The sequence below is a fragment of the Streptomyces sp. NPDC001002 genome (assembly GCF_053599215.1).
The window spans coordinates 1-13171 of sequence record NZ_JBSFLV010000211.1 but is presented as its reverse complement, the minus strand read 5'-3'; the positions used below and the strand labels follow the sequence as shown (position 1 = coordinate 13171).

Here is a 13171-nt window from a genome sequence, read left to right as displayed (position 1 = left end):
CAACTACGCGATCGTCCAGGGCGTCGACCACATCGTGCCGGTCGACATCTATCTCCCGGGCTGCCCGCCGCGGCCCGAGATGCTGATGGACGCCATCCTCAAGCTGCACCACAAGATCCAGACCTCCAAGCTCGGCGTGAACGCCGAGGAGGCGGCCCGCGAGGCCGAGGAAGCGGCGCTCAAGGCCCTGCCCACGATCGAGATGAAGGGGCTGCTGCGGTGAGCGACGCGAACGGCACCGGCGGTGCGAACGGTGCGTCGAACGGCGTGAACCCCGAGAAGGACCTCTCCGCCGACAACCTCCCCGGCCAACGCGGCCAGGGCGGTGAGGAGATCCGCGTCCAGCGCGGCATGTTCGGCGCCAACAACGGCGGCGACACCTCCGGTTACGGCGGCCTGGTCCGCTCGGTCCGCCTCCCGGGAGCGTCCAACCGGCCCTACGGCGGCTGGTTCGACGAGGTCGCCGACGAGTTGGAGGGCGCACTGGAGGAACAGGGCCTGCTGCCCGACAACGCGATCGACAAGACGGTCGTCGACCGCGGCGAGTTCACCTTCCACATCGAGCGCGAGCACCTGCTGCGCGTCGCCCAGACCCTGCGCGACGACCCGGCCCTGCGCTTCGAGCTCTGCACGGGCGTGAGCGCGGTCCACTACCTGCACGACAAGGGCCGCGAGCTGCACGCCGTCTACCACCTGCGCTCGATCACCCACAACCGGCTGATCCGCCTCGAAGTCAGCGCCCCGGACAGCGATCCGCACATCCCGTCGCTGGTCTCGGTCTATCCGACCAACGACTGGCACGAGCGCGAGACCTACGACTTCTTCGGAATCGTCTTCGACGGTCACCCGGCGCTGACCCGGATCATGATGCCGGACGACTGGCAGGGCCATCCGCAGCGCAAGGACTACCCCCTCGGCGGCATCCCCGTCGAGTACAAGGGCGCCCAGATCCCGGCTCCGGACCAGCGGAGGTCGTACTCGTGAGCACACAGTCCCCATCCGAGGCCGCCGCCGCGTCGGCCCGCGAGACCACCGAGGGCACCGTATATACGGTCACCGGTGGCGACTGGGACGAGGTCGTCCAGTCCGCGGCCCGCGCCGACGACGAGCGCATCGTCGTCAACATGGGTCCCCAGCACCCGTCCACCCACGGAGTGCTCCGCCTGATCCTGGAGATCGAGGGCGAGACGGTCACCGAGGCCCGCTGCGGCATCGGCTACCTGCACACCGGCATCGAGAAGAACCTCGAGTACCGCACGTGGACGCAGGGCACCACGTTCGTGACGCGCATGGACTACCTGACGTCCTTCTTCAACGAGACCGCCTACTGTCTCGCCGTCGAGAAGCTCCTCGGCATCGAGGACCAGATCACCGAGCGAGCCAAGATCATCCGGGTGCTCCTGATGGAGCTGAACCGGATGTCCTCGCACCTGGTGTGCATCGCCACCGGCGGCATGGAACTCGGCGCGACCACGATCATGATCTACGGATTCCGCGATCGTGAAATGATTCTCGACATCTACGAGCTCATCACGGGCCTGCGGATGAACCACGCGTACATCCGCCCCGGCGGACTCGCCCAGGACCTGCCGCCCGGCGCGGTGGACCAGATCCGCGAGTTCGTGAAGAAGATGAAGAAGAACCTCCCCGAGTACGACAAGCTCGCCACCGGGAACCCCATCTTCAAGGCCCGTATGCAGGACGTCGGTTACCTCGACCTGGCCGGCTGCATGGCCCTCGGCGCCACCGGCCCGATCCTGCGCTCCACCGGTCTGCCGCACGACCTGCGCAAGTCGCAGCCCTACTGCGACTACGAGACCTACGACTTCGAGATCCCGACCGCCGACACCTGCGACTCCTACGGCCGCTTCCTCATCCGCCTTGAGGAGATGCGCCAGTCGCTCGCGATCGTCGAACAGTGCCTGGACCGGCTGCAGCCAGGACCGGTCATGGTCGCCGACAAGAAGATCGCCTGGCCCGCCCAACTCGCCCTGGGACCGGACGGACTGGGCAACTCCCTCGACCACATCAAGCAGATCATGGGCACCTCCATGGAGGCCCTGATCCACCACTTCAAGCTGGTCACCGAGGGCTTCCGCGTCCCGCCGGGACAGGCGTACGCGGCCGTCGAGTCGCCCAAGGGCGAACTCGGGGTGCACGCCGTGTCCGACGGAGGCACCCGCCCCTACCGGGTCCACTTCAGGGACCCGTCCTTCACCAACCTGCAGGCCATGGCGGCGATGTGCGAGGGCGGCCAGGTCGCCGACGTCATCGTCGCTGTCGCCTCCATCGACCCCGTGATGGGAGGCGTCGACCGGTGACCACCAGTTCCTCGGAGCAGAGCGTCAGCCTGGGCATGCCCGAACTGCCCGCGCCCGCCTACCCGGACGACGTCCGAGCCCGCCTTGAGGCCGACGGACGGGAGATCATCGCCCGCTACCCGGACTCCCGCTCCGCGCTCCTGCCGTTGCTGCACCTCGTGCAGTCGGAGGAGGGTCATGTCACGCGCACGGGACAGCAGTTCTGCGCGGAACTGCTGGACCTGACGACGGCCGAGGTCGCCGCGGTCGTGACCTTCTACACCATGTACCGGCGCAAGCCGAGCGGCGACTACCAGGTCGGCGTCTGCACCAACACCCTGTGCGCGGTGATGGGCGGCGACGCGATCTTCGAGGAGCTCCAGGAGCACCTCGGCGTCGGCAACGGCGAGACCACCGGCGACGGCAAGGTCACCCTGGAGCACATCGAGTGCAACGCGGCCTGCGACTTCGCGCCGGTGGTGATGGTCAACTGGGAGTTCTTCGACAACCAGACCCCGGCCAGCGCCAAGCGCCTCGTCGACGACCTGCGCGCGGGAGCGGACGTCCGGCCCACGCGCGGGGCGCGCCTGTGCACCTTCAAGGACACCGCCCGCATCCTGGCCGGCTTCCCCGACGAGCGGCCCGGGGCCGTCGAGGAGAGCGGTGGCGCGGGCCCCGCCTCGCTGGTGGGCCTCCGCCTGGCCAGGGGAGAGGCCGCACCCGCGCGCGTGGTGCACCCGCGTACAGGCCGGCCGCAGGACGAGCCGCAGGACGCGGCGGCGCACGACCCGTCGCCGTCGGAGCACCTCAGTTCACACGATGCGCCACAGGACACGTCGGCCTCCGACCCGGCCCATCCGGCCGGGCCCGCCGCCGAGGAGGGGGAGTGATGACCTTGGCACCCGAACTGAAAGACACCAGCCCCGAGAAACTGCTCGCACCCGTGCTGTCGGCCTTCTGGGACGAGGACAAGTCCTGGTCGCTGGACGTCTACCGAAGGCACGAGGGATACGAGGGTCTGCGCAAGGCACTCGCCATGTCGCCGGACGACCTCATCGCGTATGTGAAGGAGTCCGGACTGCGGGGCCGCGGCGGTGCGGGATTCCCTACGGGAATGAAATGGCAATTCATTCCTCAAGGGGATGGAAAGCCGCACTATCTAGTTGTCAACGCCGACGAGTCGGAGCCCGGGACCTGTAAGGACATCCCGCTCCTCTTCGCGAACCCGCATAGCCTCATCGAGGGCATTGTCATCGCGTGTTATGCCATCAGGTCGTCGCATGCCTTCATCTATCTGCGTGGTGAAGTCGTCCCCGTGTTGCGGCGGTTGCACGAAGCCGTGCGCGAGGCCTATGCGGCCGGCTACCTGGGCGAGAACATCCTCGGTAGCGGCCTCGATCTCCAACTCACCGTGCACGCGGGCGCCGGCGCGTACATCTGCGGTGAGGAGACCGCACTGCTCGACTCGCTCGAAGGCCGTCGTGGTCAACCGCGGCTGCGTCCCCCCTTTCCTGCGGTGGCGGGCCTCTATGCGTGCCCGACTGTTGTGAATAACGTCGAGTCGATCGCGTCGGTTCCCGCGATTCTCAATCGGGGCAAAGAATGGTTCCGCTCGATGGGCAGCGAGAAGTCCCCGGGCTTCACGCTCTACTCGCTCAGCGGCCATGTCACCAGCCCCGGCCAGTACGAGGCACCGCTCGGCATCACACTCCGCCAGCTCCTCGAAATGAGCGGCGGGATGCGGGCGGGGCACCGGCTCAAGTTCTGGACGCCGGGCGGTTCTTCGACGCCGATGTTCACCGACGAACACCTCGACGTGCCCCTCGACTACGAGGGCGTCGGCGCCGCCGGATCCATGCTCGGCACCAAGGCCCTGCAGTGCTTCGACGAGACGACCTGCGTGGTCCGCGCCGTCACCCGCTGGACCGAGTTCTACGCCCACGAGTCCTGCGGCAAGTGCACCCCGTGCCGCGAAGGCACGTACTGGCTCGTGCAGTTGCTGCGTGACATCGAGGCCGGCAAGGGCGTCATGTCCGACCTCGACAAGCTCAACGACATCGCCGACAACATCAACGGCAAGTCGTTCTGCGCCCTCGGCGACGGTGCCGCCTCGCCGATCTTCTCCTCGCTCAAGTACTTCCGCGAGGAGTACGAGCAGCACATCACGGGCCGCGGCTGCCCCTTCGACCCGGCCAAATCGACGGCCTGGGCCGACCGCACGGAGGTGAACGCATGACCGTGACCACCAACGCTCCCTCGGGAGGGGGAGAAGCGGCGGTCCCGCCGGAGGATCTCGTCTCCCTGACGATCGACGGCGCCGAGATCAGCGTGCCCAAGGGCACCCTGGTGATCCGGGCCGCCGAACAGCTCGGCATCGAGATCCCCCGCTTCTGCGACCACCCCCTCCTCGACCCGGTCGGCGCCTGCCGCCAGTGCATCGTCGAGGTCGAGGGGCAGCGCAAGCCGATGGCGTCCTGCACGATCACGTGCACGGACGGCATGGTCGTGAAGACCCAACTCAGCTCGCCCGTGGCCGAGAAGGCCCAGCACGGTGTGATGGAGCTGCTGCTCATCAACCACCCGCTGGACTGCCCGGTCTGCGACAAGGGCGGCGAGTGCCCGCTGCAGAACCAGGCGATGTCCCACGGCCAGGCCGACTCCCGCTTCGAAGGAAAGAAGCGGACCTACGAGAAGCCCATGCCGATCTCCACGCAGGTGCTGCTCGACCGCGAGCGGTGCGTGCTGTGCGCCCGCTGCACCCGCTTCTCCAACCAGGTCGCGGGCGACCCGATGATCGAGCTGCTGGAGCGGGGCGCGCTGCAACAGGTCGGCACCGGCGAGGGCGACCCCTTCGAGTCGTACTTCTCCGGCAACACCATCCAGATCTGTCCGGTCGGCGCGCTGACCTCGGCGGCGTACCGATTCCGCTCCCGCCCCTTCGACCTGGTCTCCTCGCCGTCCGTGTGCGAGCACTGCGCCGGGGGCTGCGCCACCCGCACCGACCACCGGCGTGGCAAGGTCATGCGGCGCCTGGCGGCCAACGAGCCCGAGGTCAACGAGGAGTGGATCTGCGACAAGGGGCGGTTCGGCTTCCGGTACGCGCAGCAGCGCGACCGGCTGCAGACACCCCTGGTGCGCAACCCCGAGGGCGAACTCGTCCCGGCCTCCTGGCCGGAGGCGCTGGAGATCGCCGCGCAGGGGCTGCTCGCCTCGCGCGGCCGGACCGGCGTGCTGACCGGCGGCCGGCTCACCATCGAGGACGCCTACGCCTACAGCAAGTTCGCGCGCGTGGCGCTCGACACGAACGACGTCGACTTCCGCGCACGCGTGCACGGCGGCGAGGAGGCCGACTTCCTGGCGGCCCAGGTCGCCGGACGCGGCCGTGACCTCGACGGTACGGGCGTCACGAACACCCTCCTGGAGAAGGCGCCCGCCGTCCTGCTGCTCGGCTTCGAGGCCGAGGAGGAGGCGCCCGGCGTCTTCCTGCGGCTGCGCAAGGCCTGGCGCAAGCACGGCCAGAAGGTCTTCTCGCTGGCCACGCACGCGACTCGGGGTCTGGAGAAGGCCGGTGGCACGCTGCTGCCGGCGGCTCCCGGCACCGAGACCGCCTGGCTGGACGCGCTCACGAGCGGGGTCGGCCTGGACGAGGCCGGCGCGCGGGCCGCGGAGGCGCTGCGCGCCGACGGCGCGGTCATCGTCGTAGGAGAGCGGCTGGCCGGCGTCGCGGGTGGGCTCACCGCCGCCGTACGGGCCGCGTCCGCGACCGGTGCCCGGCTGGTGTGGATCCCGCGCCGGGCCGGCGAGCGTGGTGCCGTGGAGGCGGGTGCGCTGCCGACGCTGCTGCCGGGCGGCCGCCCTGCCACCGATCCACGCGCGCGTGAAGAGGTCGCCGCGGTCTGGGGACTTGCTGAACTCCCGCACCGCTACGGCCGCGACACGAGCCAGATCATCGAGGCCGCCGCCGCGGGCGAACTGCAGGCCCTGCTGGTCGCCGGCGTGGAGGTCGCCGACCTGCCCGACCCGGCACGCGCGCGTGCCGCGCTGGACGAGGTCGGCTTCCTGGTCTCGCTGGAACTGCGTCCCAGTGAGGTCAGCGATCGGGCCGACGTCGTCCTCCCGGTGGCCGCGGTCGCCGAGAAGGCCGGCACCTTCCTCAACTGGGAGGGCCGGGTGCGGTTCTTCGAGGCCGCGCTCAAGCCCGAGCAGCTGACCCGCCACCTCTCGCCCACCGACGCGCGCGTGCTGCAGATGGTGGCCGACGCCATGGACGTCCACCTGGGTCTGCCCGACCTGCGGACCGTGCGGGCCGAGATCGACCGGCTCGGCGCCTGGGACGGGCCGCGGGCCACCGAACCCCTGGAGACCGCGGCCCAGTTGCCGCGGCCCGCCGCCGGCGAGGCCGTGCTGGCCGGGCACCGGCTGCTGCTCGACCAGGGTGTTCTCCAGCAGGGCGACGAGGCGCTCGCCGGAACACGGCACGCCGCCCACGCGCGCGTGTCGCTCGCCACGGCCGCCGAGGCCGGCGTCAAGGACGGCGACACCCTCGCCGTGACCGGACCCGCCGGAGCCGTCGAACTCCCGCTGCGCGTCACGGAGATGCCCGACCGGGTGGTCTGGCTCCCGCTGAACTCCGTCTGCGGGGGCGTCGCCTCCGACACCGGGGCGCGGCCCGGCTCCCTCGTCCGCATCGGCCCGGCGACGTCCGTCGGCGAGGCCCCCAAGGAGGTGGAGTCATGAGCCCCCACGGCATGAGCACGTACCTCGCCGCCGAAGACCTCTCGCTGTTCGGCCGCGACCCCTGGTGGCTGGTCGTCGTCAAGGCGGTCTTCTGCTTCGCGTTCCTGATGATCACCGTGCTGTTCTCGATCGTCTGGGAGCGCAAGGTGGTCGCCTGGATGCAGCTGCGCATCGGCCCCAACCGGCACGGCCCCTGGGGCATGCTCCAGTCGCTCGCCGACGGCATCAAGCTGATGCTCAAGGAAGACCTCATCGTCAAGCGCGCGGACAAGGTGGTCTACGTCCTCGCGCCGATCATCGCGGCCGTCCCCGCCTTCATGGCGATCGCCGTGATCCCCTTCGGGCCGTCCGGCAACGAGGTCTCGATCTTCGGCCACCGCACCACGATGCAGCTCACCGACCTCCCGATCGCGATGCTCTACATCCTCGCGGTCGCCTCGGTCGGCATCTACGGCATCGTCCTCGCGGGCTGGAGCTCCGGGTCCACGTATCCGCTCCTGGGCGGTCTGCGCTCCTGCGCGCAGATGATCTCCTACGAGATCGCGATGGGCGCCGCGTTCGCCTCGGTGTTCCTCTACTCGGGGTCGATGTCGACCTCGACGATCGTCGAACAGCAGCACGACCGCTGGTACATCGTCCTGCTGCCGGTCTCCTTCATCCTCTACATCATCACGATGGTCGGCGAGACCAACCGCGCCCCCTTCGACATGCCCGAGTCCGAGGGCGACCTGGTCGGCGGCTTCAACACCGAGTACTCGTCCATCAAGTTCGCGATGTTCATGCTCGCCGAGTACGTGAACATGGTGACGGTCTCGGCGGTGTCGACCACGCTCTTCCTCGGCGGCTGGCGGGCCCCCTGGCCGATCAGCACCTTCTGGGAGGGCGCGAACCACGGCTGGTGGCCGATGCTCTGGTTCGTGATCAAGGTCCAGCTGCTGCTGTTCTTCTTCATCTGGCTGCGCGGCACGCTCCCGCGCGTGCGCTACGACCAGCTGATGAAGCTCGGCTGGAAGGTCCTCATCCCGGTCTCCGTGGTCTGGCTGATGCTGGTCGCGACCGTACGGGCGCTGCGCAACGAGAACTACGACTTCGCCGACATCGCCCTCTACATCGGCGGCGGCGTGCTCGCCCTGCTGCTCCTGTCCTTCGTCGTGGACATGTTCCGCGAGAAGGCGCAGCCGGCCGAGGGGGCCGCAGCGGAGCCCGCCGGATTCGACGCGATGGCGGGCGGATTCCCCGTACCGCCTTTGCCCGGACAGGAGTTGCCGCCGGTGCCCAGGCGCAGCCCGCGACGGGAGCGGGAGCTCATTGTCAGTGGCGGGTCGGATACTGCCAGTGACGGACCTACGGATGGAAAGGAGGCGTCCGATGGCTGAGGAACCCAAGGAGACCAAGCCCGGTTTCCAGAACCCCGTGGCCGGCTTCGGCGTGACCTTCAAGGCCATGTTCAAGAAGCGGCTGACCGAGCAGTACCCGGAGCAGCAGAAGACCACCGCTCCCCGCTTCCACGGACGGCACCAGCTCAACCGCCATCCGGACGGCCTGGAGAAGTGCGTCGGCTGTGAGCTGTGCGCCTGGGCCTGCCCCGCCGACGCGATCTACGTCGAGGGCGCGGACAACACGGACGAGGAGCGCTACTCGCCGGGCGAGCGGTACGGCCGCGTCTACCAGATCAACTACGCCCGCTGCATCCTGTGCGGCCTGTGCATCGAGGCGTGCCCCACGCGCGCGCTCACGATGACGAACGAGTTCGAGCTGGCCGACAGCAGCCGCGCCAACCTCATCTACACCAAGGAACAGCTGCTGGCCGGCCTCGAAGAGGGCATGGTCGACAGCCCGCACTCGATCTTCCCGGGGACGGACGAGCAGGACTACTACCGCGGTCTGGTCACCGAGGCCGCGCCCGGTACCGAGCGCCAAGTCGCCGTCTCCAAGGGCGAGAAGCCGGAAGAAGAGGGGGTGGAAGCATGAGCCCCCAGCTCGCGGCCCACTCCACCGCCCAGCTCGCCGCCTACTCCACCTCCACCGGCGAGGCGTTCCAGTTCTGGGTCCTCGGCACGGTCGCGGTGATCGGCGCCTTGGCCACCGTCTTCATGAAGAGGTCGGTGCACAGCGCGCTCTCGCTCGCCGGGACCATGATCATCCTCGCGGTGTTCTACCTCGCCAACGGGGCCTACTTCCTGGGGATCGTGCAGATCGTCGTCTACACGGGCGCGATCATGATGCTGTTCCTCTTCGTGGTGATGCTGGTCGGCGTCACGGCCGCCGACTCCCTGAAGGAGACCATCAAGGGCCAGCGCTGGCTGGCCCTTCTCTGTGGCCTCGGCTTCGGCATCCTGCTGATCGCCGGGATCGGCAACGCGTCCCTCACGGAGTTCAACGGCCTCGGCCAGGCGAACGCGAACGGCAACGTGGAGGGCCTGGCGGCCCTCATCTTCACCAAGTACGTCTTCGCCTTCGAGATCACCGGCGCCCTGCTGATCACGGCCGCCGTCGGCGCCATGGTGCTCACGCACCGGGAGCGCACCGAGCGCGCCAAGACGCAGCGGGAGCTGTCCGAGGAGCGCGTGCGCGGCAATCACCTGCCGCCGCTGCCGGCCCCCGGTGTGTACGCGCGGCACAACGCCGTGGACATCGCGGGCCTGCTGCCCGACGGCACCCCGTCCGAGCTCACCGTCAACAAGACGCTGCGCGAGCGCGGTCAGATCCGTGACGTGTCCGCCGAGGCGCTCAACGACCTCAAGGCCCTTGAGCAGCGCTCCGAGGAGCGGCTGGAGCGGACCGAGGTCGAGCCGGCGCACTTCCATCGGACCGAGGAGGCGTCGAAGTGAACCCGGTCAACTACCTGTACCTGTCCGCCCTGTTGTTCACGATCGGCGCCAGCGGCGTGCTGATCAGACGCAACGCGATCGTCGTGTTCATGTGCATCGAGCTGATGCTGAACGCCTGCAACCTCGCGTTCGTCACCTTCTCCCGGATGCACGGCAATCTCGACGGCCAGATCATCGCCTTCTTCACGATGGTCGTCGCCGCCGCGGAGGTCGTGGTCGGGCTCGCGATCATCGTGTCCTTGTTCCGTTCCCGCCACTCGGCCTCGGTCGACGACGCCAGCCTGATGAAGCTCTGAGGGGTCGCTGAATCGTGGAGAACCTGATTGCGCTGCTGGTGGCGGCGCCACTGCTCGGAGCGGCCGTACTGCTGTGCGGTGGCCGGCGTCTCGACGCCGTCGGCCACTGGATCGGCACGGCACTGGCGGCCGCCTCCTTCGTGATCGGCGTCGTGCTCTTCGCCGACCTGCTCGGCAAGGACGCCGAACACCGGACCCTGCTCCAGCACCTGTGGACCTGGGTCCCGGTCGAGGGCTTCCAGGCGGACGTCGCCTTCCGCCTCGACCAGCTGTCGATGACGTTCGTCCTGCTGATCACGGGCGTCGGTTCGCTGATCCACCTGTACTCGATCGGGTACATGGAGCACGACGAGCGCCGCCGCCGCTTCTTCGGCTATCTGAACCTGTTCCTCGCGGCGATGCTGATCCTGGTCCTCGCCGACAACTACCTGCTCCTGTACGTCGGTTGGGAAGGCGTCGGTCTGGCGTCCTACCTGCTGATCGGCTTCTGGCAGCACAAGCCCAGCGCGGCGACGGCGGCGAAGAAGGCCTTCCTGGTCAACCGCGTCGGCGACATGGGCCTGTCGATCGCCATCATGCTGATGTTCACGACATTCGGGACCTTCGCCTTCGGGCCGGTGCTCGACAGCGTCGGCGACACCTCGGAGGGCAAGCTCACCGGCATCGCCCTGATGCTGCTGCTCGCCGCCTGCGGCAAGTCCGCCCAGGTGCCGCTGCAGTCCTGGCTCGGCGACGCGATGGAGGGCCCGACCCCGGTCTCGGCCCTCATCCACGCGGCGACCATGGTGACCGCGGGCGTGTACCTGATCGTCCGCTCCGGAGCGATCTTCAACGCGGCGCCCGACGCACAACTCGTCGTCACCGTCGTCGGTGCCGTCACGCTCCTGTTCGGTGCGATCGTCGGTTGCGCGAAGGACGACATCAAGAAGGCACTGGCCGGCTCGACCATGTCGCAGATCGGCTACATGATCCTCGCCGCCGGCCTCGGCCCCATCGGCTACGTCTTCGCGATCATGCACCTGGTGACGCACGGCTTCTTCAAGGCCGGGCTCTTCCTCGGCGCCGGTTCGGTCATGCACGGCATGAACGACGAGGTCGACATGAGGAAGTACGGCGGCCTCAGGAAGTACATGCCGGTCACCTTCGTCACCTTCGGCCTCGGCTACCTCGCCATCATCGGCTTCCCGGGTCTGTCCGGCTTCTTCTCCAAGGACAAGATCATCGAGGCGGCCTTCGCCAAGGGCGGCACCGAGGGCTGGATCCTCGGCGGCGCGGCCCTGCTGGGCGCGGCCATCACGGCGTACTACATGACGCGCGTGATGCTGATGACCTTCTTCGGCGAGAAGCGCTGGCAGCCCGACGAGAACGGCAACGAGCCGCACCCGCACGAGTCCCCGAAGACGATGACGATCCCGATGATCGTGCTGGCCTTCGGCTCGGTCTTCGCCGGCGGCATCTTCGGCATCGGCGACCGCTTCCTGCACTGGCTGGAGCCCATCACCGGCCACGAGCACGGCGACTCCCCGGTCAGCGCCCTGACGGTCACCCTGGCCACGATGGTCGTCCTGGTCATCGGCGTCGCCCTCGCCTGGGCGCAGTACGGTCGCCGCCCGGTCCCGGCCGTCGCCCCGCGCGGGTCGCTGCTCACCCGGGCCGCCCGCCGCGACCTGCTCCAGGACGACTTCAACCACGTCGTCCTGGTGCGCGGCGGCGAGCACCTCACGCGCTCCCTGGTCTACGTCGACCACACCCTGGTCGACGGCGTCGTCAACGGCACGGCGGCCTCGATGGGCGGCCTCTCCGGAAGGCTGCGCAAGCTGCAGAACGGCTATGCGCGGTCGTACGCGGTCTCGATGTTCGGCGGTGCGGCCATCCTCGTCGCCGCGACCCTGCTGATGAGGGCGGTCTGATACCGATGTCCTTTCCCCTCCTGACAGCGACGGCGGCGCTCCCGGCGATCGGTGCGATCGCCACGGCGGCCGTGCCGGCCGCGCGGCGCACCGCCGCCAAGTGGCTCGCGCTGGTGGTGTCGCTCGCCACGCTCGCGCTCGCGATCGTCGTCCTGGTCCGCTTCGACCCGGACGGCGACCGCTACCAGCTCACCGAATCCCACGCCTGGATCAAGGACTTCGGGGTCCGCTACGAGCTGGGCGTGGACGGCATCGGGGTGGCGCTGCTCGCGCTGACCGCGCTGCTGATCCCGTTCATCATCCTCGCGGGCTGGCACGACGCCGACCCGCTGGAGACCGGCAACAAGCGGTGGCGGCCCACCCAGGGCTTCTTCGCGCTGATCCTGGCCGTCGAGGCGATGGTGATCATCTCCTTCGAGGCCACCGACGTCTTCCTCTTCTACATCTTCTTCGAAGCCATGCTGATCCCGATGTACTTCCTCATCGGCGGCTTCGGGGACCGTGCCCACGAGCACGGCGAGGAGGCGGCGTCGACGCAACGGTCGTACGCGGCCGTGAAGTTCCTGCTCTACAACCTGGTCGGCGGTCTGATCATGCTGGCCGCGGTGATCGGCCTCTACGTGGTCGCCGGGAACTTCAGCCTCCAGGAGATCGCCGAGGCCCGCGCGAACGGCTCGCTGCACATGGCGACGAGCACCGAACGCTGGCTGTTCCTCGGCTTCTTCTTCGCCTTCGCGGTGAAGGCGCCGCTGTGGCCGCTGCACACCTGGCTGCCCAACGCGATGGGGGAGGCCACCGCCCCGGTCGCCGTCCTCATCACGGCGGTCGTCGACAAGGTGGGCACCTTCGCGATGCTCCGCTACTGCCTCCAGTTGTTCCCGGAGGCCAGCAAGTGGGCGACGCCCGCGATCCTCGTCCTCGCCCTGATCAGCATCGTCTACGGCGCGCTGCTCGCGGTGGGCCAGCGGGACATCAAGCGGCTGGTCGCGTACGCGTCGATCTCGCACTTCGGCTTCATCATCCTGGGCATCTTCGCGATGACCAGCCAGGGCCAGTCGGGCGCGACGCTGTACATGGTCAACCACGGCATCTCCACG

Annotated in this window: 12 protein-coding genes; all 12 read left to right on the top strand. The window is 68.8% G+C overall.

Features of this window, described 5'->3' with window-relative positions; translation table 11 throughout:
• Positions 1 to 223 (top strand): NADH-quinone oxidoreductase subunit B family protein (locus tag ACWDR3_RS44535; RefSeq protein ID WP_450358410.1); only part of this gene is annotated, 223 nt, incomplete at its 5' end.
• A complete protein-coding gene (locus ACWDR3_RS44530; RefSeq protein WP_450358409.1) occupies positions 220 to 984 on the top strand; it encodes an NADH-quinone oxidoreductase subunit C in 765 nt (254 codons plus the stop codon). The genes ACWDR3_RS44535 and ACWDR3_RS44530, both read left to right, overlap by 4 nt.
• Positions 981 to 2321, top strand: a complete 1341-nt coding sequence (locus ACWDR3_RS44525) for an NADH-quinone oxidoreductase subunit D (protein WP_450358408.1) — start codon at positions 981 to 983, stop codon at positions 2319 to 2321. The genes ACWDR3_RS44530 and ACWDR3_RS44525 overlap by 4 nt, the downstream gene beginning before the upstream one ends.
• A complete protein-coding gene (nuoE, locus tag ACWDR3_RS44520; protein ID WP_450358407.1) occupies positions 2318 to 3190 on the top strand; it encodes an NADH-quinone oxidoreductase subunit NuoE in 873 nt (290 codons plus the stop codon). Before ACWDR3_RS44525 ends, nuoE begins: the two co-directional genes overlap by 4 nt.
• The gene (gene nuoF, locus ACWDR3_RS44515) at positions 3190 to 4536 is read left to right on the top strand and encodes an NADH-quinone oxidoreductase subunit NuoF (RefSeq protein ID WP_450358406.1); all 1347 of its coding nucleotides are present in this window, start codon (positions 3190 to 3192) and stop codon (positions 4534 to 4536) included. The genes nuoE and nuoF overlap by 1 nt, the downstream gene beginning before the upstream one ends.
• Entirely contained in the window at positions 4533 to 7037 is a 2505-nt protein-coding gene (locus ACWDR3_RS44510) for an NADH-quinone oxidoreductase subunit G (protein ID WP_450358405.1), read from the top strand. The genes nuoF and ACWDR3_RS44510 overlap by 4 nt, the downstream gene beginning before the upstream one ends.
• A gap of 11 nt (positions 7038 to 7048) precedes the next feature.
• A complete protein-coding gene (gene nuoH / locus ACWDR3_RS44505) occupies positions 7049 to 8413 on the top strand; it encodes an NADH-quinone oxidoreductase subunit NuoH (RefSeq protein WP_450358411.1) in 1365 nt (454 codons plus the stop codon).
• Positions 8406 to 9008 carry an NADH-quinone oxidoreductase subunit NuoI gene (gene nuoI, locus ACWDR3_RS44500; RefSeq protein ID WP_123998416.1) on the top strand — a complete coding sequence of 201 codons (603 nt, stop codon included), beginning with the start codon at positions 8406 to 8408 and terminating at the stop codon, positions 9006 to 9008. The genes nuoH and nuoI overlap by 8 nt, the downstream gene beginning before the upstream one ends.
• Positions 9005 to 9868, top strand: coding sequence for an NADH-quinone oxidoreductase subunit J (locus ACWDR3_RS44495; RefSeq protein ID WP_450358404.1), 864 nt, complete (start codon positions 9005 to 9007; stop codon positions 9866 to 9868). Before nuoI ends, ACWDR3_RS44495 begins: the two co-directional genes overlap by 4 nt.
• Positions 9865 to 10164 (top strand): NADH-quinone oxidoreductase subunit NuoK, encoded by a 300-nt coding sequence (gene nuoK, locus ACWDR3_RS44490; RefSeq protein ID WP_123998414.1) that lies wholly within the window; start codon positions 9865 to 9867, stop codon positions 10162 to 10164. The genes ACWDR3_RS44495 and nuoK overlap by 4 nt, the downstream gene beginning before the upstream one ends.
• A 14-nt stretch (positions 10165 to 10178) precedes the next feature.
• Positions 10179 to 12074 carry an NADH-quinone oxidoreductase subunit L gene (gene nuoL / locus ACWDR3_RS44485; protein WP_450358403.1) on the top strand — a complete coding sequence of 632 codons (1896 nt, stop codon included), beginning with the start codon at positions 10179 to 10181 and terminating at the stop codon, positions 12072 to 12074.
• Between the two features lie 5 nt (positions 12075 to 12079).
• The coding region (locus tag ACWDR3_RS44480; RefSeq protein ID WP_450358402.1) for an NADH-quinone oxidoreductase subunit M at positions 12080 to 13171 on the top strand (1092 nt) is incomplete at its 3' end.